This window comes from Pseudomonas sp. QL9 (genome assembly GCF_041409665.1).
In the GTDB taxonomy this organism is placed as follows: domain Bacteria; phylum Pseudomonadota; class Gammaproteobacteria; order Pseudomonadales; family Pseudomonadaceae; genus Pseudomonas; species Pseudomonas knackmussii.
In genome coordinates this window covers 3639729-3661889 of sequence record NZ_CP166971.1, presented here as the reverse complement: position 1 = coordinate 3661889, position 22161 = coordinate 3639729, and the positions used below count along the sequence as shown (strand labels likewise).

Annotated in this window: 20 protein-coding genes; 14 read left to right on the top strand and 6 right to left on the bottom strand. The window is 67.4% G+C overall.

The window, feature by feature from the left end; genetic code table 11:
• Window positions 1-75 precede the first annotated feature (75 nt).
• From ACA097_RS17160 to ACA097_RS17140, 5 genes are all read right to left on the bottom strand, one after another.
• Window positions 76-963 (bottom strand): EamA family transporter, encoded by an 888-nt coding sequence (locus ACA097_RS17160; protein ID WP_371364725.1) that lies wholly within the window; start codon window positions 961-963, stop codon window positions 76-78.
• Window positions 964-1050: 87 nt separating this feature from the next.
• Window positions 1051-1617, bottom strand: coding sequence for a nucleotidyltransferase family protein (locus ACA097_RS17155; protein ID WP_371364723.1), 567 nt, complete (start codon window positions 1615-1617; stop codon window positions 1051-1053).
• Window positions 1617-2507 carry a PA4780 family RIO1-like protein kinase gene (locus tag ACA097_RS17150; protein WP_160288352.1) on the bottom strand — a complete coding sequence of 297 codons (891 nt, stop codon included), beginning with the start codon at window positions 2505-2507 and terminating at the stop codon, window positions 1617-1619. Before ACA097_RS17150 ends, ACA097_RS17155 begins: the two co-directional genes overlap by 1 nt.
• Before the next feature lie 86 nt (window positions 2508-2593).
• The gene (locus tag ACA097_RS17145; protein WP_160288353.1) at window positions 2594-3775 is read right to left on the bottom strand and encodes a two-component system response regulator; all 1182 of its coding nucleotides are present in this window, start codon (window positions 3773-3775) and stop codon (window positions 2594-2596) included.
• 20 nt (window positions 3776-3795) lie between these two features.
• Window positions 3796-6087 carry an ATP-binding protein gene (locus ACA097_RS17140; protein WP_236658332.1) on the bottom strand — a complete coding sequence of 764 codons (2292 nt, stop codon included), beginning with the start codon at window positions 6085-6087 and terminating at the stop codon, window positions 3796-3798.
• Window positions 6088-6267: 180 nt separating this feature from the next.
• Between ACA097_RS17140 and ada the strand changes: the two genes are divergently transcribed.
• The 10 genes from ada (at window position 6268) to ACA097_RS17090 (ending at window position 15810) form a co-directional block, all read left to right on the top strand.
• Complete coding sequence (ada, locus tag ACA097_RS17135) at window positions 6268-7314, top strand: bifunctional DNA-binding transcriptional regulator/O6-methylguanine-DNA methyltransferase Ada (RefSeq protein WP_371364720.1); 1047 nt, start codon at window positions 6268-6270, stop codon at window positions 7312-7314.
• An 81-nt stretch (window positions 7315-7395) separates the two neighbouring features.
• On the top strand, window positions 7396-8034 hold the full coding sequence (locus ACA097_RS17130; RefSeq protein WP_043255121.1) for a phosphatase PAP2 family protein: 639 nt from the start codon (window positions 7396-7398) through the stop codon (window positions 8032-8034).
• A 276-nt stretch (window positions 8035-8310) separates the two neighbouring features.
• Entirely contained in the window at window positions 8311-9219 is a 909-nt protein-coding gene (locus ACA097_RS17125) for a glutamate/aspartate ABC transporter substrate-binding protein (RefSeq protein ID WP_371364717.1), read from the top strand.
• Window positions 9220-9396: 177 nt separating this feature from the next.
• A complete protein-coding gene (locus tag ACA097_RS17120) occupies window positions 9397-10143 on the top strand; it encodes an amino acid ABC transporter permease (protein WP_043255124.1) in 747 nt (248 codons plus the stop codon).
• Window positions 10140-10808: an amino acid ABC transporter permease gene (locus tag ACA097_RS17115; protein ID WP_371364715.1), complete on the top strand. Its 669-nt coding sequence runs from the start codon at window positions 10140-10142 to the stop codon at window positions 10806-10808. Before ACA097_RS17120 ends, ACA097_RS17115 begins: the two co-directional genes overlap by 4 nt.
• Window positions 10805-11539 carry an amino acid ABC transporter ATP-binding protein gene (locus ACA097_RS17110; protein ID WP_371364713.1) on the top strand — a complete coding sequence of 245 codons (735 nt, stop codon included), beginning with the start codon at window positions 10805-10807 and terminating at the stop codon, window positions 11537-11539. The genes ACA097_RS17115 and ACA097_RS17110 overlap by 4 nt, the downstream gene beginning before the upstream one ends.
• Before the next feature lie 115 nt (window positions 11540-11654).
• Complete coding sequence (locus tag ACA097_RS17105) at window positions 11655-13541, top strand: ATP-binding protein (RefSeq protein WP_371364711.1); 1887 nt, start codon at window positions 11655-11657, stop codon at window positions 13539-13541.
• Window positions 13538-14863, top strand: a complete 1326-nt coding sequence (locus ACA097_RS17100) for a sigma-54-dependent transcriptional regulator (protein ID WP_371364709.1) — start codon at window positions 13538-13540, stop codon at window positions 14861-14863. The genes ACA097_RS17105 and ACA097_RS17100 overlap by 4 nt, the downstream gene beginning before the upstream one ends.
• 96 nt (window positions 14864-14959) lie before the next feature.
• Complete coding sequence (locus tag ACA097_RS17095) at window positions 14960-15412, top strand: hypothetical protein (protein ID WP_371364707.1); 453 nt, start codon at window positions 14960-14962, stop codon at window positions 15410-15412.
• 158 nt (window positions 15413-15570) lie between these two features.
• Window positions 15571-15810, top strand: coding sequence for a hypothetical protein (locus tag ACA097_RS17090; protein WP_371364705.1), 240 nt, complete (start codon window positions 15571-15573; stop codon window positions 15808-15810).
• Window positions 15811-15817: 7 nt separating this feature from the next.
• Here the strand turns inward: ACA097_RS17090 and ACA097_RS17085 are convergent, their stop codons facing one another.
• Window positions 15818-16429, bottom strand: coding sequence for a class I SAM-dependent methyltransferase (locus tag ACA097_RS17085; RefSeq protein ID WP_043255135.1), 612 nt, complete (start codon window positions 16427-16429; stop codon window positions 15818-15820).
• 195 nt (window positions 16430-16624) lie between these two features.
• Between ACA097_RS17085 and ACA097_RS17080 the strand changes: the two genes are divergently transcribed.
• The 4 genes from ACA097_RS17080 to acnD all read left to right on the top strand — a co-directional run bounded on the left by ACA097_RS17080 (window position 16625) and on the right by acnD (window position 22113).
• Window positions 16625-17344 (top strand): GntR family transcriptional regulator, encoded by a 720-nt coding sequence (locus ACA097_RS17080; RefSeq protein ID WP_043255137.1) that lies wholly within the window; start codon window positions 16625-16627, stop codon window positions 17342-17344.
• The gene (gene prpB, locus ACA097_RS17075; protein WP_043255138.1) at window positions 17341-18228 is read left to right on the top strand and encodes a methylisocitrate lyase; all 888 of its coding nucleotides are present in this window, start codon (window positions 17341-17343) and stop codon (window positions 18226-18228) included. The genes ACA097_RS17080 and prpB overlap by 4 nt, the downstream gene beginning before the upstream one ends.
• Before the next feature lie 113 nt (window positions 18229-18341).
• Window positions 18342-19502, top strand: a complete 1161-nt coding sequence (prpC, locus tag ACA097_RS17070; RefSeq protein ID WP_043255141.1) for a 2-methylcitrate synthase — start codon at window positions 18342-18344, stop codon at window positions 19500-19502.
• Between the two features lies 1 nt (window position 19503).
• Window positions 19504-22113, top strand: a complete 2610-nt coding sequence (gene acnD, locus ACA097_RS17065; protein WP_371364701.1) for a Fe/S-dependent 2-methylisocitrate dehydratase AcnD — start codon at window positions 19504-19506, stop codon at window positions 22111-22113.
• Window positions 22114-22161: the final 48 nt, after the last annotated feature.

Here is a 22161-nt window from a genome sequence, read left to right as displayed (position 1 = left end):
CATCCGCGAAGAACCCGCGCCGCAGTCCCCTGTAGGAGCGGGCCATGCCCGCGATTTCGCGGACAAGGTCCACTCCTACGAAGGCGCCACAGCGCTACGGCGCTGCCACAGCGACGCCGGCAGCACGGTTACCGCCAGGCCGAGGAAGACCAGTACGCAGGCCAGCCAGTCCTGAGCGGTGAGCTGCTCGCCAAGCATCAGCCAGCCGGACAGCAGACCGGATACCGGCACCGCCAGGGCGAAGGGAGTCACCTGGCTGGCCGGGTAGCGGCGCAGCAGGAAGCTCCACAGGCCGAAACCCACGGTGGTGGCCAGGAAGGCGATGTAGAGCAGCGCACCCACGCCTTCCCAACTGATGCCGCGCACGGCGGCGGCCATCGTTTGCGGGCCTTCGAAGATCCACGACAGGACCAGCAGCGGCAGCGGCGGAATCAGGCTTACCCAGCTGATCAGGCGGAGCATGTCGTTCGCGCCGGAACGCTTGGTGGCGATGTTGGAGAAAGCCCAGGCCAGCGCTGCCGCGATCACCAGGCCGAAGGCCAGCAGGCTGTCGCCCAGCGGGCGCTCCAGGCCGATCAGCAACAAGCCGGCGGCAGCCAGCAGCAAGCCAAACAGCGCACGCGGCGAAGGGCGTTCGCCGAGGAACACCGCGGCGATCAGCACCGTGAAGAACACCTGGCTCTGCAGCACCAGCGACGACAGGCCGGCCGGCATGCCCAGGTGCATGCCAACGAACAGCAGGCCGAACTTGACGACGCCCAGCAGCACGCCGATCTGCACGATGCGCCAGAACGGCGCCGGCAGCGGCCCGCGCAGGAAGATCAGCGGCAGCGCCGCCAGGGCGAAGCGCAGGGCGCAAAACAGCAGCGGCGGGAAGTCGTGCAAGCCGACCTTGATGATGACGAAATTGACGCCCCAGATCAGCGTGACCAGCAGGGCGAGAAGGATATGCGGCAAGGGCATGGTAGCGGCTCTGAAGTGGGTTCTCCACGCTAGCAAGGTCGCGCTGGAGCGTCTGCACACAGTTGCCGTGGAAATCGGGGATACAGACTAGCTGGCGGATTCGATGCACAGCAGCGGCCAGCGCCGCAGCCAGTCTTTCTCGCGCACGCGTTGCCGGTAGAGCTCCAGCTTGCCAAGGAAATGCCCGGTGGGCCGCACGCGCAGTTGCAGCAGATCCTCGACGCCCAGCGGCGCCAACAACTCCAGTTGCCCGCCGGACAAGCGCACCGCGACCGCCGTGCAGACTTCCGGCCAGTGGCAAAGCGCAGCGGCAACGTCGGCGTAGGCGGCATCGCCGTTACGCAGATGCATGCGCGCCTGGTTGCGCACCGACCAGGGCACGTGCGGGCAGACCCGGGTCAGTCGCTCTTCCCAGGCCAGGTCAGGCGCCGCATCCAGCTGCTGTGGATCGAAATACAGCACATCGACGTCTGCCAAGGGCGTCGCGGTCGCGTAGCCATGCAGGGCATCCCACACCGCGTTGCGGACGAAGCCTGCGCCAATCCATGCGCCCGCTGGCCCATGCTCAAGCACGGTGCGCAGCAGGTGCATGCGTTCGGGGTCGCGGGCCAGCAGGTCGATGATCTCCGCCGCGTTGCGCGGCGGAGCGGTCATCACTGCAGCCACGGCGGTGGCGGCGGCTCGTCGCTCGGCGCGGCGTCCTGGGCGACCCGGCCGGCTTCGCGGCGCTCCTGCTCGCGCAGCGCTTCGGCGATCTCGCGCAGAACCGAATCGACATCGGCCTCGTCTTCCGGATCGTCGAAATGCCCGGTCAGCTCCGAGTCCGGCTGCAGTTCGCCGGCCTCGTAGAGCGCCCACATTTCCTTGGCGTAGTGGGTGAACTTCAGCTCCGGAGCGAATCGCCCGAAGTACGCGGCCATGTTGCCCACGTCCCGTTCGAGCATGCGGAAGGCATGGTTGTTGCCGGCGGCATCCACCGCCTGCGGCAGGTCGATGATCACCGGGCCGTCCGGGCCGACCAGCACGTTGAACTCGGAGAGGTCGCCATGCACCAGGCCGGCGCAGAGCATCATGGCGATCTGGCGGATCAGGAAGGCGTGGAAATCCCGTGCAACGTCCGCCTCCATTTCCACGTCGTTGAGGCGCGGCGCGGCGTCGCCGTCTTCATCGGCGATCATTTCCATCAGCAGCACGCCGTCGAGGAAGTCGTACGGCTTGGGCACGCGCACCCCGGCGTTGGCCAGGCGGAACAGCGCGGCGACCTCGGCGTTCTGCCAGGCGTCCTCCTGCTCCTTGCGGCCGTACTTGGAGCCCTTGGCCATGGCGCGCGCCTGCCGGCTGTTGCGCACCTTGCGGCCCTCCTGGTACTCGGCGGCCTGGCGGAAGCTGCGCTTGTTCGCCTCCTTGTAGACCTTGGCGCAGCGCAGCTCGTCGCCGCAGCGCACTACGTAAACCGCCGCTTCCTTGCCGCTCATCAGCGGCCGCAGCACTTCGTCGATCAGGCCGTCCTCGATCAACGGCAGCAAGCGTTTTGGGGTCTTCATCGAATTCCGTCGTGGTTCCTCGGTACGGCCGGGAGCGGCGGCCCGTTATACGGCATCCGCGGGGCGCCGCCCAGCCCGTGCATTTTCTAGTTGGGTGTGGAGGTCATGTCGATGGACTCGCCCAGCGCATCGGCCATGCGCTGCAGCTCGTTGCCCAGCGCCTGGTCGTCGTCGGCGTAGCGCAGGGCGATGGCGGCGAAACCGTCGGCAACCTCGACGAAAGCCTCGACCACTTGCGGATCGAGGTGGCTGCCGCTGGCGGCGATTATGCGTTGCTGCGCCTCCTCCGGACTCAGCGGCGCCTGGTACGGATGCCGGCTGGTCAGCTCGTCGTAGCAGTCGATCAGCGCCAGCAGGCGCGCCGACAGGGGGATCTGCTCGCCCAGCAGGCCCTGGGGATAACCGCTGCCGTCCCAGCGCTCGTGGTGGCTGTAGGTGATCTCCTTGGCGAAGCGCAGGAACTCGGCCGACATGCCCAGCCGGCTTTCGGCGGCCTCCAGGGCATCGCGCCCGGCAGTGGTATGGCTCTGCATCAGCGCCATGTCCTCCGGGCTGAGCTGCCCCGGGTTGAGCAGCACGCGGTCGGGGACGACTACCTTGCCGATGTCGTGCAGTTGCGCCGAGCGCGCCAGCAGTTCGATCTGTTCCAGGTCCAGCTCGCTGGCCTCGCCGTCGCGGCGCGCCAGCGAATCGGCGAGCAACCGCATGTACTGCTCGATGCGCAGCAGATGGCGGCTGTGCGGGTTGTCGCGCAGGTCGCAGAGCGTGGCCATGGCTTCCAGGGTGGCGCCTTGCACCGCCTGCAGTTCGCGGGTACGCCGGCGCACCTCGAGTTCGAGGAACTCGCTCTTGTCGCGCAGGAAGTCGGCATTGGCCTTCAGCTTCAGGTGCGCGCGGATGCGCGCCAGAGTCACCGGCGGGCTGATCGGCTTGGTGATGTAGTCCACCGCGCCCAGGTCGAGGCCACGCTGCTCGTCCGCGCTGCTGACCACGCCCGTGAGGAAGATCACCGGGATGTCGCGGGTCCGCGGGTCGGCCTTGAGCCGGCGGCACACTTCGTAGCCGTCCATCTCCGGCATCATGATGTCGAGCAGCACCAGGTCCGGCGCCGGGCTGCTCTGCGCCACCCGCAGCGCCTTGGCGCCTGAGGCGGCGACGCGGACCTGGTAATGGCCCATGAGCAGTTCGCTCATCAGCATCAAATTGTCCGGCTGGTCGTCCACGACCAGGATCACTTCCTGTTCCGGCCTATCCAACATGCTGTCCATGCTCCTACCTCGTTGCGCTCTCAGATGCGGATGTGGCGTTCCCGCGCCAGCATCAGCAGGTTTTCCAGTGCCCGTTCGAATTCGAAGCGGCGAACACTCGCCGCCAGGCTGTCGTATCCCTCATTGAAGACGCTGCGCAGCAGGCTTGCCCGTTCGCCGAGCAACCTTCCGGCGCGCGGATCGTCGGCCGCCAGCAGGTGCGCCAGGCGACGGACCACCTGTTCGACCTCCTGATCGTCCACAGGTGCCGCCGGAGCGCTCGTCTCGACCGCCAGCGGTGGCGGCGCGACCGGCCGCTCGCGCTGGACCTGCTGCGGGTCCAGGCGCGGCGCGTCGTCCACCCGGCCCAGCGGCAGGCGGCACCAGAACAGGCTGCCCTTGCCCGCCTCGCTGCTCACCCCGACCTCCCCGCCCATGGCCTCGGCCAGGCGCTTGCAGATCGCCAGGCCCAGGCCGGAACCGCCGTAGCGCCGGGTGATGGAGTTGTCTGCCTGGCTGAACGACTCGAACAGCCGCTCCTGCTGCGCAGGCTCGAGGCCAATGCCGGTGTCGCTGACGCCGAAGTAGATCCACACCTCGTCGCCGGCCTCCATGTCCACGCGCACGTCCAGGCCAAGTTCGCCACGCTCGGTGAACTTGAGCGCGTTATTGCCGTAGTTCATCAGGATTTGCCGCAGGCGCAGCGGGTCGCCGATCAGCCGCGCCGGCAGCTTCGGGTCGAGCTCGCAGTGCAGGGTCAGGCCCTTGCCGGCAGCGCGAATGGCGAACAGGTCGACCAGCTCGCCGAGCAGGCGCTCGAAATCGAACTCGATGCGCTCGAACTCCAGGCGGCCGGCCTCCACTTTCGACAGGTCGAGGATGTCGCTGATGAGCTCCAGCAGGTACTGCCCGGAGCCCTGGATCTTGCCCAGGTAATCGCGCTGCTGCGGGTCCAGCGCGGTCGCTTCGAGCAGGTGCGAAAGGCCGATGATGATGTTCAGCGGCGTGCGGATCTCGTGGCTCATGTTGGCGAGGAATTCGCTCTTCAGCCGCGCCGCCTGCTCGGCGAGGTCGCGGGCCTGGCCAAGGGCGTCCTCGGTGGCCTTGCGCGCGGTGATGTCGCGGCTCACGCCGACCAGCCCGAGCAGCTCGCCGTGGTCGTCGTGGAAGGCGCTGCGCAGGGTATCGAAGAGCACCCGCCGGCCGTCCGGATAGACCACCCAGCCCTCGCTGGCGAACGGCTCGCGCGCCGACAGCGCCTGGCGATCGCGATCGCGGCGGCCGGCACGGGACTGATCGCTGAACAGCTGCTCGTCGCTGCGGCCGACCACGTCTTCGGCGCGCAGCCCCAGGCACTCGGCGAACGCCTGGTTGACCCCCAGGTAGCGGCCCTGGATGTCCTTGAACCAGATCGGATCGGGAATCGAGTCGATCAGCGCCATCAACGTCTTGCGCTGGCGATGCTCCTCGGCCTCGGCGCGGGCGCGCTCGGCGACCTGGATCTGCAGCCGGCGGTTCCAGATCAGGACGAAGGTCAGCAAGGCGAAGAAGCCGGCCACGTAGGGCCAGGCCGCCTGAAGCAATTGTTGCCAATCGAAGGGGTTGGTCGAGGGCAGCCACCTGTCATGGATGTGCTGCCGCTCTTCGTCGTCGATGCCGCTCAAGGCGCGGTCGATCAGCGGCACCAGGGGTTGCAGTTCCTTGCGCACCGCGAAGCGCACCTGGCTGTTGTCCAGGCCGCTGTCGCCGCGCACCTCGAGGTTGCTCAGGTTGAGCTGGCTGAGCAGGTAGGTGGTGCTGATCAGGTTGCCGATGTAGGCGTCGGCCTGCCCTGCCGAAACCGCCTTGAGCGCGGCGGCGCTGTCGTCGGTGAAGACGAAGGAGACCCCGGGCACAGCTGCGCGCAGCAGATCGTGCACGGCGAAGTCGCGCTCCACCGCGACGCGCTTGCCGGACAGGTCGTCGAGCACCCGCACGTTGCTGTCGCGGCGGGCGAAGATCAGGCTGCTGGTGCTCAAATAGGGCCGCGAGAAGGCGAGGAAGCGCTCACGCTCCTCGGTGCGCGCCACCGTCGGCAGCAGGTCGATCTCACCTTTGCGCGCAGCTTCCAGCACCGCTTGCCAGTCGTCCATGAGCACCGGTTGCAGGTGCAGTCCGAGGCGTTGCGCTACCAGGTTCAGGTAGTCGGCACTCAAGCCTTCGAAGTGCCCTTCGTTGTCGAGCATCTCGAACGGCGGCCAACCGCCCCGGTAGAGCCCGACGCGCAGGGTCTGGTGCGCATCCAGCCAGGCGCGTTCGTCGGCACTGAGCGCCACCATGGACGCTTGTGCCATGGAGCACAGCAAGGCGAGCGATATCAGGCACGCGACAAGGACTCGGCGGCAGGGCATGGCGGGCTCTCGACGGACTTCCTGCAAGCGTAGCCGGCAGTTTGAAAAGCGATTGCGGATTGCCCGGTGCGCCGCACAGGCCGAGAATTTCCCTCGAACCCCACAGAATTCGCGGAGTACAGCATGCAACCGGCAATCGATAGCGAACGCTTCTGGCAGGCCGTGTGCGAGCGCGACGCCGGCTTCGACGACCGTTTCGTGTTCTCCGTCCGCTCCACCGGCATCTATTGCCGACCCAGCTGCCCGGCCCGTCGGCCGACGCGGGACAACGTGCGTTTCCACGCCGACCCGGCCGCCGCCGAGGCCGCCGGCTTCCGCCCCTGCAAGCGCTGCACGCCCGACGGCGACAGCCCGGCGCAGCGCCTGGACGCCCTGGTCGCCGCCGCCTGCGAGCTGCTGGAGCAGGCCGAGCGGCCGCCGACCATGGACCAGTTGGCCGCACGCATCGGTCTCTCCGCCTCGCACCTGGCACGCGCCTTCAAGGAACGCACCGGGCTGACCCCGCGTGCCTGGGCCGAGGCCCGCCGCCAGCAACGCCTGGCTGCCGCGCTGCCGCAGGCACGCTCGGTGCTGGATGCGGCGCTGGAGGCCGGCTACTCCGGCACCCGCGCCCTCTATGAAGCCCCCGCCGCGCTGAGCCCCGCGCGGCGCCGGCAGAAAGGCGCCGGCGAGCAGCTGCGCTACGCCATCGCGCCCTGCCCGCTCGGCCTGGTGCTGCTGGCCGCCACGCCACAGGGCGTCTGCGCGCTGCTGTTCGGCGACGATGCAAAGCAACTTGAGGCTGATTTGCAGCAACGCTTCGCCGCCGCCGAACTGGCCCGTGACGACGAATCGCTCGGCGCCTGGCTAGGCGAAGTGCTGCGTCAGCTGGAACAGCCCGAACGCGCCGCCAGCCTGCCGCTGGACTTGCACGGCAGCGCCTTCCAGCTGCGCGTCTGGCGCGCCCTCACGCAGATCCCCAGCGGCGAGACGCGACGCTATGGCGAGCTGGCCGAGCAGTTGGGCACCCACCCGCGCGCCATCGCCCGCGCCTGCGCGAGCAACCCGGTCGGGCTGTTGGTGCCCTGCCACCGCGTGGTCGGCGCCCAGGGCGCCAGCGGCGGCTATCGCTGGGGCCTGTCGCGCAAGCTGGAACTGCTGCGCCGCGAGGACGAGGCCGGAGCATCCTGAGCCCCCAACCATCGGCAAGGCCGATGGCAGAGCGGTCGCTGTGCTAAGGTGCGCGCTCGAAGGATTGCCGCCCCACCGCACATGAATGTCTGGCCCCTGATCACCCGCTTCGGCGACAGCTCGCTCCTCCTGCCCTGCGCCCTGCTCATCTATGCCTGGCTGCTGTATCGCCGGGACTACCGCAGCGCCCACTGCTGGCTGCTGCCGTTCGGCCTGGTCGCCGCTGTCACCGTCGCCTCCAAGCTGGCCTTCATGGGCTGGGGCATCGGCATCCCGGCATGGAATTTCACCGGGATTTCCGGGCACAGCATGATGGCCGCCAGCGTGCTGCCGGTGCTCTGCAGCCTGCTGGTACGCGGGCGCCCGGCGTGGCGCCTGGCGGCCGCCGCCGCGGGGGCCGTGCTGGCTGTGCTGGTGGGCGTCTCGCGCCTGGAAATCAACGTGCACTCGCCGGCGGAGGTCTATGCCGGGCTCAGCGTCGGCCTCTGCGCCAGCGCGGTCTTCCTCGGCCTGACCCTGCGCCGCCTGCCGTCGCTGTCGCCGCTGCTGCTGGTCGTCGTCCTGCTGTTCGGCTCGCTGCAGGGCGTCACCGGCGTACGCGCGCCGACCCACCAGATGCTGGAACGCATCGCCAGCTACATGGCCAATCGCGACAAACCCTACAAGCGCGGCCAGTGGGCGCCCGCGATCGAAGCGCAGCGCAAGGCGCCCGCCGCCTGAGGCTCGTCGTTCGGAAAACCGAACGACGCAATTCCCATTATTCGGGAAGCCGAACGCAACCCCTCTCCGCAGCACGCACTCCATGAAATTTAATTCTTAAATTTCAATATCTTACGCAACATTAAGTGCTCTTCGACGGCATGGCACGCTCCCTGCTCTAAGGAAGACGTGAGCATGCGGCAGCTGCGATTGCCCGCCAGGCGCCAGGATGGCCGAGCGCCGGGTACGCCTGCCGCAGGATCGACAACAACCACAAAAAGTCGAGGAAGCAACACCATGCGTATCGCACCCCGTGTGCTGGGCGCGGCCATCGTCGCCGCCCTGTTCGCCACTCCGGCCCTTTCCGCGGAACTCACCGGCACCCTGAAGAAGATCAAGGAGTCCGGCACCATCGTGCTCGGCCACCGCGACGCCTCCATCCCCTTCTCCTACTTCGCCGACAGCCCGAACCAGCCGGTGGGCTACTCCCATGACCTGCAGATGAAGGTGGTCGACGCGGTCAAGCAGGAGCTGGGCATGCCGGACCTCAAGGTGCGCTACAACCTGGTGACCTCGCAGACCCGCATCCCGCTGGTGCAGAACGGCACCGTGGACATCGAGTGCGGCTCCACCACCAACAACCTCGAGCGCCAGAAGCAGGTCGACTTCTCCGTCGGCATCTTCGAGGTCGGCACCCGCCTGCTGACCAAGAAGACCAGCGGCATCGCCGACTTCGCCGACCTCAAGGGCAAGAACGTGGTGACCACCGCCGGCACCACTTCCGAGCGCCTGCTCAAGGCGATGAACGCCGAGCAGAAGATGGGCATGAACATCATCTCGGCCAAGGACCACGGCGAGTCCTTCCTGATGCTCGAGTCCGGCCGCGCGGTGGCCTTCATGATGGACGACGCGCTGCTCTACGGCGAAATGGCCAAGGCCAAGAACCCGGCCGACTGGGTCGTGGTCGGCAAGCCGCAGTCCTATGAGATCTACGGCTGCATGGTTCGCAAGGGCGACGAGGGCTTCAAGAAGGTGGTCGACAAGGCCATCGCCGATACCTTCGCCTCGGGCGAGATCAATTCCATCTACGCCAAGTGGTTCACCCAGCCCGTGCCACCCAAGGCGCTGAACCTCAATTTCCCGATGAGCGACACGCTCAAGAAGCTGGTCGCCAATCCCACCGACAAGTCTGCCGAGCAGTTCTGACGGTGGCATCCGCCCGCGCTCACGAGGCGCGGGCGGATGGGGAGCGGGAGCGCCGCCGGCGCTCCTGACTTCCTCTCTTCATTCCTGACGAAGCCGGACACGTCCGTTACCCACGGACGCGGGCGCCTGCGCGCCGCGTTCCGGCCTCGAACCCACGCATCACCGGGGGAACCCAACATGAATTACACCTGGGACTGGGGCGTGTTCCTCAAGTCCACCGGCATCGGCGACGAGGTCTACCTGGACTGGTACGTCACCGGCCTGGGCTGGACCATCGCCGTCGCCCTCGCCGCCTGGCTGGTGGCGCTGCTGCTGGGCTCCGTGCTCGGCGTGCTGCGCACCGTGCCCAACCGCTGGCTGTCCGGTTTCGCCACCGCCTACGTCGAGCTGTTCCGCAACGTGCCGCTGCTGGTGCAGCTGTTCCTCTGGTACTTCCTGGTCCCCGACCTGCTGCCGCAACCGCTGCAGGACTGGTTCAAGCTCGGCCTCGCGCCGGAAACCTCGGCCTACATCAGCGTGGTCGTGTGCCTGGGCCTGTTCACCGCGGCGCGCGTCTGCGAGCAGGTGCGCACCGGCATCCAGGCGCTGCCCAAGGGCCAGGTGGCCGCCGGCCGCGCGCTTGGCTTCCGCCTGCCGCAGGTTTATCGCTACGTGCTGCTGCCCCAGGCGCTGCGCATCGTCATCCCGCCGCTGACCTCGGAGTTCCTCAACATCTTCAAGAACTCTTCGGTCGCTTCGCTGATCGGCCTCATGGAGCTGCTGGCGCAGACCAAGCAGACCGCCGAATTCAGCGCCAACCTGTTCGAGGCCTTCACCCTGGCCACGCTGATCTACTTCACCCTGAACATGAGCCTGATGCTGTTCATGCGCCAGGTGGAGCGCAAGGTCGCGCTGCCCGGGCTGATCGCCGTGGGAGGCAAGTGATGGACTTCAGTTCGATCCTCCCGGCGCTGCCGGGCCTGCAGGACGGCCTGCTGCTGACCCTGCAGCTGACCGGCCTGGGCGTGCTCGGCGGCGTGGTGCTGGGCACCCTGCTCGCCCTCATGCGGCTGTCGCACAACCCGCTGCTGAGCAAGATCGCCGGCCTTTACGTCAGCTACTTCCGCTCCATCCCGCTGTTGCTGGTGATCACCTGGTTCTACCTGGCGGTGCCCTTCATCCTGCGCTGGATCACCGGCAGCGACACCCCGGTGGGCGCCTTCGCCAGTTGCCTGGTGGCCTTCGTGATGTTCGAGGCGGCGTACTTCTGCGAGATCGTCCGCGCCGGCATCCAGGCCATCCCCAAGGGCCAGATGGGCGCGGCCCAGGCCCTGGGCATGACCTACGGCCAGTGCATGCGCCTGATCATCCTGCCGCAGGCCTTCCGCAAGATGACTCCGCTGCTGCTGCAGCAGAGCATCATCCTGTTCCAGGACACCTCGCTGGTCTACACCGTCGGCCTGATGGACTTCCTCAACGCGGCGCGCTCGCGCGGCGACATCACCGGCCAGCCCCACGAGTTCCTGATCTTCGCCGGTCTCGTCTACTTCCTCGTCAGCTTCTCCGCGTCCCTTGCGGTCAAGCGCCTGCAGAAAAGGTTCGCCCTATGATCTCCATCCAGAACGTCAACAAGTGGTACGGCGATTTCCAGGTCCTCACCGACTGCAACACCTCGGTCGCCAAGGGTGAAGTGGTGGTGGTCTGCGGGCCGTCCGGCTCGGGCAAGTCGACCCTGATCAAGTGCGTCAACGCCCTGGAGCCGTTCCAGAAGGGCGACATCGTGGTCGACGGCACGTCCATCGCCGATCCGAAGACCAACCTGCCCAAGCTGCGCTCGCGGGTCGGCATGGTGTTCCAGCACTTCGAGCTGTTCCCGCACCTGACCATCACCGAGAACCTGACCATCGCCCAAGTGAAGGTGCTCGGCCGCGGCAAGGAAGAGGCCACCGAGAAGGGCCTGGCGCTACTCGACCGCGTCGGCCTCAAGGCCCACGCGCACAAGCACCCCGGCCAGCTCTCCGGCGGCCAGCAGCAACGCGTGGCCATCGCCCGCGCGCTGGCCATGGACCCGATCGTGATGCTGTTCGACGAACCGACCTCGGCGCTCGACCCGGAGATGGTCAACGAGGTGCTCGACGTCATGGTCCAACTGGCCCAGGAAGGCATGACCATGATGTGCGTGACCCACGAGATGGGCTTCGCCCGCAAGGTCGCCGACCGGGTGATCTTCATGGACCGCGGGCAGGTCGTGGAGGACTGCGCCAAGGACGAGTTCTTCGGCAACCTCGACGGCCGCTCCGAGCGTGCCAGGCAGTTCCTCGCCAAGATCCTCAGCCACTGACCTGTGCTCTCTGTAGGAGCGAGCTTGTTCACTCCTACAAAGAGCACTTCGGCGCTCCCTCCCTCCGTCGCCTACCCCGGCGACGGGCTGGCCCACCCCCGACGACTGTGCTGCAATGCCCGCCCCGCTCCCCGCCGTGTCCCTGCAGATCGTGAAGCCGAGCCTGATTCGCAACCTGCTGCTGCCGATTCCCCTGCTCCTGCTGATGCTCGGCTTCGGCTATGGCGGCTACCTGGTCAGCAGCGGCGCCGGCACCCGCGCGCTCATCGACAGCGGCGAGCGCCAGCTCGAACTGCACGCCAGCGGCGTGGAACGTGAGATCAGCCGCTACACCTACCTGCCCAGCCTGCTGGAGCTGGAAGGCAACGTCAGCCGCCTGCTGCTGGAGCCCACGCCGTACCGTCGCGACCTGGTCAACGCCTACCTCGAAGGCCTCAACCGCCGCGCCGGCAGCCGCGCCATCTACCTGCTCGACACCAGCGGCCGGGTGCTGGCCACCAGCAACTGGCAGGACGCCGACAGCTACCTGGGCGAGGACCTGTCGTTCCGCGCCTATTTCCAGCAGGCCGTCACCGGCCAGCCGGGGCGCTTCTACGGCATCGGCAGCACCACCGGCGAGCCCGGCTACTACCTGGCCCACGGCCTGGTGCATGGCGGGCGCATCATCGGCGTGGCGGTGGTCAAGGTGCGCATGGATGCCCTCGAAGAGCGCTGGGAGAAGGCCCAGCTGCAGGCCTTCGTCAGCGACGAGAACGGCATCATCATCCTCTCCAGCGACCCGCAGCTGCGCCTGAAGGCGGTGCGCCCGCTGAGCGCCGACGACAAGGAACGCCTGGCCCGCAGCCTGCAGTACTACTGGTGGGCACTCAACGAATGGCAGCCCAGCTCGCGCAAGGTCCTGGGCGACGGCGTCGAGGAGATCGGCTTCCGCGACAAGGACGCCAAGGGTGTCGAACACGCTGAGCGCCTGTACCTGGCGCAGAGCCGCCGCCTGGGCGACACGCCCTGGCACTTCACCCTGCTCAGCCCGCTGCGCGACGTGCGCCGCGAAGCCATGATCCACGGCGTGCTGGCCGCCGTCGGCTTCGCCCTGCTGGCCTTCCTGCTGATCGCCTGGAACGAACGGCGCAAGGTTATTGCCACCCGCCTGGCGGCGCGCGAAGCGTTGCAGCAGGCCAACGACGAACTGGAGCGGCGCATCGCCGAGCGCACCGGCGACCTGCGCGCCAGCAACCAGCACCTGCGTGAACAGATCCGCGAGCGCCGCCAGGCCGAGGAAACCCTGCGCAAGGCCCAGGACCGGCTGGTGCAAGCCGGCAAGCTGGCGGTGATCGGGCAGATGTCCACCAGCATCGCCCACGAGCTCAACCAGCCGCTGGCGGCACTGCGTACCCTCTCCGGCAACACCGTGCGCTTCCTCCAGCGCGGCGCCCTCGACACCGCCAGCAGCAACCTCGAAGCGATCAACGAAATGGTCGACCGCATGGGCCGCATCACCGGCAGTCTGCGCGCCTTCGCCCGGCGCGCCGACGACCACGGCCAGGCGCGCCTGGACAAGGCGGTGGACGCCGCCCTGCTGGTCCTGCAGGTGCGCCTGAAAGCCTGTCCGCTGACCCTGCACCGCGAATTCGAGGACGCCTGCCTGGGCATCGACCAGACCCGCCTGGAGCAGATCCTGGTCAACCTGATCGCCAATGCCGTGGACGCCATGAGCGCCCAGGACGACCGCCAGCTCTGGCTGGTCGGCCGCGTCGAGGGCGCCTTCTACCAGCTGAGCGTGCGCGACAACGGCCCGGGCATTCCGCCGCACGCGCGCCAGCACCTGTTCGAACCCTTCTTCACCACCAAGCCCGGCGAGCACGGCCTGGGCCTGGGCCTGACCCTTTCCGCCAGCCTCGCCACCGCCGCCGGCGGCAGCCTGGTCGCGGCCCATCCGGAAGGCGGCGGCACCGCCTTCGAACTGAGCCTGCCGATGGTTCGCCCCCAGGAGTCCAGCGCATGATCGACGACCCCCTAAGCGTCCTGGTCGTCGAGGACGACCCGCACGTCCTGCTCGGCTGCCAGCAGGCGCTGGCCCTGGAAGACATCCCGAGCATCGGCGTGGGCAGCGCCGAGGAAGCGCTGCAGAAGATCGGCGCGGACTTCCCCGGCATTGTCGTCAGCGATATCCGCCTGCCCGGCATGGACGGCCTGCAACTGCTCGCCCGCCTGCGCGAACGCGACGCCCAACTGCCGGTGGTGCTGATCACCGGCCACGGCGACATCGCCATGGCGGTGCAGGCCATGCGCGACGGCGCCTACGACTTCATGGAAAAACCCTTCGCCCCGGAACGCCTGGTCGAGGTCGTCCGCCGCGCCCTCGCCCAGCGCGCCCTGTCCCGCGAGGTTGGCCAACTGCGGCGCCAACTGGCAGGACGCCAGGCGCTGGAGACCCGCCTGATCGGCCGCTCGCCGGCGATGCAGGCACTGCGCGAGCTGATCGCCAACATCGCCGACACCTCGGCCAATGTGCTCATCGAAGGCGAGACCGGCACCGGCAAGGAACTGGTCGCCCGCTGCCTGCACGACTACAGCCGGCGCCAGGCCAAGGCCTTCGTCGCGCTCAACTGCGGCGGCCTGCCGGAGAGCCTGATCGACAGCGAGATCTTCGGCCACGAGGCACACGCCTTCACCGGCGCGGGCAAGCGGCGCATCGGCAAGATCGAGCACGCCGACGGCGGCAGCCTGTTCCTCGACGAGATCGAGAGCATGCCGCTGAACCTGCAGATCAAACTGCTGCGCGTGCTGCAGGAGCAGCAGCTGGAACGCCTGGGTTCGAACCAACTCATCTCGGTGGATTGCCGGGTGATCGCGGCGACCAAGTCGGACCTCGCCGCCATGGGCCGCGAGGGCAGCTTCCGCAGCGACCTCTACTACCGCCTCAACGTGGTCAGCCTGCAATTGCCGCCGCTGCGCGAACGCCGCGAAGACATCCTGATGCTCTTCGAGCATTTCCTGCAGCAATCCTCGCTGCGTTTCGACCGCCCGGCGCCGGCCATCGACAACGCCACCGCCGCCAGCCTCATGGCCCACGACTGGCCGGGCAACGTGCGCGAGCTGCGCAACGTCGCCGAACGCTTCGCCCTGGGCCTGCCGGTGCTCGGCGGCGGCCAGGGCCCGGACGCCAGCGAACCGCGCTTCGCCGAAGCTGTGGAAGCCTTCGAGCGCGGTCTCCTGCAAGGCGCCCTGGAACGCCACGCCGGCAACCTCAGCCAGGCCGCCGGCGCCCTGGGCATGGCCAAGACCACGCTGTTCGACAAGGTGAAGAAGTACGGGTTGGCGTAACGCCCCTTGCTCGCGAACAGCCGCGCATTGCGCTACCTCCTGACCTCCGGGACACTATTCACCCTTTTCCGTAACTGCCGCACCGCTGGAGCCATCATGTCCGCCAAATCCGAAGCCTTCTGGAACCAGCTCTGCGCCGATGCCGGCGTCGATCCGCAGCGCCGCCTCGCCGCGCGCCAGGCCGTGCTGGCCGACGCCAAGGCGCTCGACAGCTGCTTCTACCGCGCCGACGACAACGACCCGGAAGGCGAGGAACTCGACCTGGGCGACGCCAAGGTGCTGTTCCTCGGCCCGTTCGAGGCACCGGTCGAATGGGATGCCGCCGAGCGCAAGGAGTTCTTCGGCGAGAGCGATCCGTCGGCGTTCTTCAATGCGCTGATCGAGTGCGAGGCGGAGCCCGGCTCCAAGGCGTTCTTCCTGCCGGAGATCGGCGATTTCGTCGCAGTGATGCCGACCCCGGACAAGGTCGAGATGTACTTCCTGCACGACTGGAGCGACGAGGAAGACGGCTGCCACTGCGTGCTGGTGCGCGCCGACGTCGACCTCTGAGTCCCTCGGGTCTCGCCAGCTGAATCGAAGCTGAACAGGACGGATTTTGCGCAGCGCCCGGGGAACCGGGCGCATTGCCGCCAGTCGGATGGGAATCCGGCGCGTCCTTCAGCCGGTTCCTACGCAGACATCGGCACTCACGCCGTGCGAGATCCCACATGCAACAGGAACAAGACACCCTCTGGGTGGAACTCGAAACCCTCGACAACGAGCATCGCCCGCAGCGCCTGCGCGGACGCATGCAATTGCGCGACTACCTCGACCTGATCTCTGGCTGCGCCCCACTACTGGTGCGCCTGGATGACTGCCGGCGCGGTCGTCGCGGCCCGGTGGCCGACCTGTTCATCCGCAGCGTGCACATCCTGCGGGTAATGGCCCTGGGGCCGCTGCCAGCCTGAGTCCCGCTCAGGCGGCCATGCCGCGATAGACGTAGGTCATCGGCTTGGGGCCGGGCAGGTAGTCGTGGGTCATCTCGCGCACCTGGAAGCCGCCGGCGCCGATCAGGGCCGGAATGTCGCGGTTCAGGTGGCAGCCGCCGGCCAGCGGCTTCCAGATCGGCGTCAGGCGGTCCTGCCAGGCGCGCACGCCAGCGTCCGGCGCCTTCCCGTGTTCGCAGAAGAGGAACTCGCCACCCGGCTTGAGCACCCGGCGCATTTCCAGCAGCGCCGCTGCCACGTCGGGGATGGTGCAGAGGGTGAAGGTGCAGACGATGCAATCGAAGCTCGCCGCATCCGCCTGGATCTGCCCCAGCTCCAGCGCGACCATCTCCACCGGAATTCGAATCTGTTCGACCCGCTTGCGCGCCAGGCTCTGCATCTGCGCCGAGGGGTCGACGCCGACGATTGTCGACACTTTGTCCGGGTCGTAGAAACCCAGGTTCAACCCGCTGCCGATGCCGATCTCCAGCACCCGGCCGTGGGCGCGCGGCACCAGCAGCGAGCGTTGCTTCATCACGTCGCCCATGCCGCAGACACAGTCGATCAGGTGCGGCAGCACGTAGCGGTCATACAGTCCCATGGCGGTCCCTCCGGCGGTTTCGAGCAGCCTAGCCCAGTCCCGCCGGGCCGGCGCGGGGTGTTTCGGCCATTCGCCGGCCGGCCAGGAACCTTTGCGCATAACCCGACGGACTGTTAGACGATTGTCGACAATCCCCTTGACCCCATGCACAGCAAGGGATAGTTTTCGCCGCACTTGATGCGGATTGTCGACACCATGAGCGAAACCCAAACCCTGCCCAGCGACCTCGAAGGCGACAGCGAGACCCTGTCGGAACACGTGTTCCGCAAGATCCAGTCGGCCATCGTCAAAGGCGAGATCGCCCCCGGCAGCAAGATTTCCGAGCCGGAGCTGGCGCGCACCTACGGCATCAGCCGTGGCCCGCTGCGCGAGGCGATCCACCGCCTGGAAGGCCAGAAGCTGCTGGTGCGCGTACCGCACGTCGGCGCGCGGGTGGTGTCGCTGAGCCATGCCGAGCTGATCGAGCTCTACGAAATCCGCGAGTCCCTCGAAGGCATGGCCTGCCGTCTCGCCGCCGAGCGCATGAGCCAGGCCGAGATCGACGAACTGCGCCGGGTGCTCGACACCCACGAGCGCGACGAGGCCTTCCAGGCCGGGCGCGGCTACTACCTGCAGGAAGGCGACTACGACTTCCACTACCGGATCATCCAGGGCAGCGGCAACAGCACCCTCACCCGCATGCTCTGCGGCGAGCTCTACCAACTGGTGCGCATGTATCGCCTGCAGTTCTCGGCGACGCCCAACCGCCCGCGCCAGGCCTTCGCCGAACACCACCGGATTCTCGATGCCATCGCCGACCGTGACGGCGAACTGGCCGAACTGCTGATGCGCCGTCACATCGGCGCTTCCAAGCGCAACATCGAGCGTCACTACCTGGACGCTCAGAAGACAGCCAACAAACGAGGTGAGTCATGAGTCTGCTTTCCCCTGGCCAGCGTTTCCGCACTGCCATCGCTGAAGAGAAGCCGCTGCAGGTGATCGGCGCGATCAACGCCAACCATGCCCTGCTCGCCAAGCGCGCCGGCTTCAAGGCCATCTACCTCTCCGGTGGCGGCGTGGCGGCGGGCTCCCTGGGGCTGCCGGACCTGGGCATCAACACCCTGGACGACGTGCTCACCGACGTGCGCCGCATCACCGACGTCTGCGACCTGCCGCTGCTGGTCGACATCGACACCGGCTTCGGTCCGAGCGCCTTCAACATCGAGCGCACCGTCAAGAACCTGATCAAGGCCGGCGCCGCCGCCGCGCACATCGAAGACCAGGTCGGCGCCAAGCGCTGCGGCCACCGTCCGGGCAAGGAAATCGTCTCCACCGAGGAGATGGCCGACCGCGTGAAGGCCGCCGCCGACGCCAAGACCGACCCGAACTTCTTCCTGATCGCCCGCACCGACGCCATCCAGGCCGAAGGCGTGGACGCCGCCATCGAGCGCTGCCAGCGCTACGTCGAAGCCGGCGCCGACGCCATCTTCGCCGAGGCCGCCTACGACCTGCCGACCTACAAGCGCTTCGTCGACGCGCTGAACGTGCCGATCCTGGCCAACATCACCGAGTTCGGCGCCACCCCGCTGTTCACCCGCGACGAGCTGGCCTCGGTCGGCGTGGCCATCCAGCTGTACCCGCTGTCGGCCTTCCGCGCCGCCAACAAGGCAGCCGAGGCGGTCTACACCTCGATCCGCCAGAACGGCCACCAGAAAGACGTGATCGACATCATGCAAACCCGCGCGGAGCTGTACGACCGCATCGGCTACCACGCCTTCGAGCAGAAGCTCGACGCGCTGTTCGCCGCGAACAAGAAATAAGCCTGAGGGCGGATGGAGCGATGCGCTTCGTCCGCCTGCTGCAATCGAACAGATACACCGGGCCGCGAGCCCGCTGACAAGAACAAACAACCGGATTCGATGAGGAGAGAGCGATGAGCGCTACCGCAGAAACCACCACCGGCTTCAAGCCGAAGAAGTCCGTGGCCCTGAGTGGCACCGCCGCCGGCAACACCGCGCTGTGCACCGTCGGCCGCACCGGCAACGACCTGCACTACCGCGGCTATGACGTCCTCGACTTCGCCAACCGCTGCGAATTCGAAGAGATCGCCCACCTGCTGGTCCACGGCAAGCTGCCGAACGTCGCCGAACTGGCCGGCTACAAGGCCAAGCTGAAAGCCCTGCGCGGCCTGCCGGCCGGCGTCAAAGCCGCCCTCGAGCAACTGCCGCCCTCGGCCCACCCGATGGACGTGATGCGCACCGCGGTTTCCGTGCTCGGCTGCCTGGCGCCGGAGAAGGAAGACCACAACCATCCGGGCGCCCGCGACATCGCCGACAAGCTGATGGCCTCCCTCGGCTCCGCCCTGCTCTACTGGTACCACTACAGCCACAACGGCAAGCGCATCGACGTCGAGACCGACGACGACTCCATCGGCGGCCACTTCCTGCACCTGCTGCACGGCGAGAAGCCGCGCGAGTCCTGGGTGCGCGCCATGCACACCTCGCTGAACCTGTACGCCGAGCACGAATTCAACGCCTCGACCTTCACCTCCCGCGTGATCGCCGGCACCGGCTCCGACATGTTCTCCTGCATCGCCGGCGCCATCGGTGCCCTGCGCGGCCCGAAACACGGCGGCGCCAACGAAGTCGCCTTCGAGATCCAGAAGCGCTACGACAACCCGGACGAAGCGGAAGCCGACATCCGTGCCCGCGTCGAGCGCAAGGAAGTGGTGATCGGCTTCGGCCACCCGGTCTACACCGTGTCCGACCCGCGCAACAAGGTGATCAAGGAAGTCGCCCGTGAGCTCTCCGTCGAGCAGGGCAACAGCAAGATGTTCGACATCGCCGAGCGCCTGGAAAGCGTGATGTGGGAAATCAAGAAGATGTTCCCCAACCTCGATTGGTTCAGCGCGGTCAGCTACCACATGATGGGCGTGCCCACCGCCATGTTCACCCCGCTGTTCGTGATCGCCCGCACCGCCGGCTGGTCGGCCCACGTCATCGAGCAGCGCATCGACGGCAAGATCATCCGCCCGAGCGCCAACTACGTCGGTCCCGAAGACCTGAAGTTCGTTCCGCTCAAGGACCGTAAATAAGATGAACACTCAATTCCGCAAACGCCTGCCGGGCACCGCGCTGGACTACTTCGACGCCCGCGAGGCGGTCGAAGCGCTCCAGGCCGGCGCCTGGGCCAAACTGCCCTACACCTCGCGCGTGCTGGCCGAACAGCTGGTGCGCCGCTGCGAACCGGAAAGCCTGAATGCCTCGCTGGAGCAGCTGATCCAGCGCAAGCGCGACCTCGACTTCCCCTGGTACCCGGCGCGCGTGGTCTGCCACGACATCCTCGGCCAGACCGCGCTGGTCGACCTCGCCGGCCTGCGTGACGCCATCGCCGACCAGGGCGGCGACCCGTCCAAGGTCAACCCGGTGGTGCCGACCCAGTTGATCGTCGACCACTCGCTGGCCGTCGAAGCCGCCGGTTTCGACCCGGAAGCCTTCGAGAAGAACCGCGCCATCGAAGACCGCCGCAACGAGGATCGCTTCCACTTCATCGAGTGGACCAAGACCGCGTTCAAGAACGTCGACGTGATCCCCGCCGGCAACGGCATCATGCACCAGATCAACCTGGAGAAAATGAGCCCGGTGATCCAGGCGCGCGGCGGCGTGGCCTTCCCCGACACCTGCGTTGGCACCGACTCGCACACCCCGCACGTGGACGCCCTGGGCGTGATCGCCATCGGCGTCGGCGGCCTGGAAGCGGAAACCGTGATGCTCGGCCATCCGTCGATGATGCGCCTGCCCGACATCGTCGGCGTCGAGCTGACCGGCAAGCGCCAGCCCGGCATCACCGCCACCGACATCGTCCTGGCGCTGACCGAGTTCCTGCGCAAGGAGCGCGTCGTGGGTGCCTACGTCGAGTTCTTCGGCGAGGGTGCCGACAGCCTGTCCATCGGCGACCGCGCGACCATCTCCAACATGTGCCCGGAATACGGCGCGACCGCCGCGATGTTCTACATCGACGGCCAGACCATCGACTACCTCAAGCTCACCGGCCGCGAGCCGGAGCAGGTGGCGCTGGTGGAGAACTACGCCAAGACCCTGGGCCTGTGGGGCGATGCGCTGAAGACCGCCGAGTACGAGCGCGTGCTGAGCTTCGACCTGGGCAGCGTGGTGCGCAACATGGCCGGTCCGTCCAACCCGCACCGCCGCCTGCCGACCTCGGCGCTGACCGAGCGCGGCATCGCCGACGAGGCCAAGCTGCAAGCCGGCAAGGCAGAGGAAGCCGAAGGCCTGATGCCGGACGGCGCGGTGATCATCGCCGCCATCACCAGTTGCACCAACACCTCCAACCCGCGCAACGTGGTCGCCGCCGGCCTGCTGGCGAAGAAGGCCAACGCGCTGGGCCTGGTGCGCAAGCCCTGGGTGAAGACCTCCTTCGCGCCGGGCTCGAAAGTCGCCAAGCTGTACCTGGAAGAAGCCGGCCTGCTGCCGGAACTGGAGAAGCTGGGCTTCGGTATCGTCGCCTACGCCTGCACCACCTGTAACGGCATGTCCGGTGCGCTGGAACCGAAGATCCAGCAGGAAATCATCGACCGCGACCTGTACGCCACCGCCGTGCTCTCGGGCAACCGCAACTTCGACGGCCGCATCCACCCGTACGCCAAGCAGGCCTTCCTGGCCTCGCCGCCGCTGGTGGTCGCCTACGCCATCGCCGGCACCGTGCGCTTCGACATCGAGCAGGACGCGCTGGGCACCGACAAGAACGGCAACCCGATCACCCTGAAGGACCTGTGGCCGTCCGATGAAGAAATCGACGCCATAGTCGCTTCGAGTGTGAAGCCGGAGCAATTCCGCCAGATCTACATCCCGATGTTCGACCTGGGCAGCGTGAAGGAAGCGGAGAGCCCGCTGTACGACTGGCGCCCGATGTCCACCTACATCCGCCGTCCGCCGTACTGGGAAGGCGCGCTGGCCGGTGAACGCACCCTCAAGGGCATGCGTCCGCTGGCGATCCTCCCGGACAACATCACCACCGACCACCTGTCGCCGTCCAACGCCATCCTGCTGGACAGCGCCGCTGGCGAATACCTGGCGAAAATGGGCTTGCCGGAAGAGGACTTCAACTCCTACGCGACCCACCGCGGCGACCACCTCACCGCACAACGCGCCACCTTCGCCAACCCGCAGCTGGTCAACGAGATGGTCGTGGTCGATGGTCAGGTGAAGAAAGGTTCGCTGGCCCGCGTGGAGCCGGAAGGCAAGGTCATGCGCATGTGGGAAGCCATCGAAACCTACATGAACCGCAAGCAGAACCTGATCATCGTCGCCGGCGCCGACTACGGCCAGGGCTCGTCCCGCGACTGGGCGGCCAAGGGCGTGCGCCTGGCAGGCGTCGAGGTGATCGTGGCCGAAGGCTTCGAGCGCATCCACCGCACCAACCTGGTCGGCATGGGCGTGCTGCCGGTGGAGTTCAAGCCGGGCACCACCCGCCTGACCCTGGGCCTGGACGGCACCGAGACCTACGACATCGAAGGCGAAGTCTCGCCCCGCTGCGACCTGACCCTGGTGGTCAATCGCCGCAACGGTGAAGTGGTCAAGGTTCCGGTGACCTGCCGCCTGGACACCGCTGCCGATGTCAGCGTGTACAAGGCCGGCGGCGTGCTGCAGCGCTTCGCCAAGGACTTCCTGCAAGGCGCGGTAGCTTGATGTCAAACGCCGGGCCTTAGGGCCCGGCTTCTTTGCGTAAGAGCCAAC